We start from the raw sequence: 331 nt of genomic DNA, 5'->3' as shown, positions 1-331 counted from the left end.
ATATTGGTGGCCCAGATACGGACCCAAATGGTGGTTACGCAACGGTCGGTGAGAAATTGACAGAGGGGAATGATCAATCCGGTGTTGGCGAATACTGGACAGCAGGAGAGACGATAAAAATCGGTGGCGTTGGGGACCTGTCTGGGATCACAATTCGCATAGTCTGGAACCCAACAGAGGTGAAAAAAGATGGCGCAGGTGGAAGAGAACCAAGCGAAGTAATCGGCGAAAACGCTGCAGTAATTTGGGAACACACTGTTGAATAGGTGACTTATTGGCACCTGCGGATCCTGACGACGACCAATCGCACAATACAGGTGAAGGGCTCATC

1 pseudogene is annotated in these 331 nt (G+C 50.5%); it reads left to right on the top strand.

Annotated features, from left to right (window positions below):
- Positions 1 to 266: pseudogene (locus EXE45_RS20135) on the top strand (hypothetical protein); the annotation flags it as partial.
- Positions 267 to 331 lie beyond the last annotated feature (65 nt).

This window comes from Halorubrum sp. SP9, from assembly GCF_005435015.1.
GTDB lineage: Archaea > Halobacteriota > Halobacteria > Halobacteriales > Haloferacaceae > Halorubrum > Halorubrum sodomense.
Note: the sequence above shows the minus strand (reverse complement) of the source record. Positions and strands in the feature narration are given on the sequence as shown.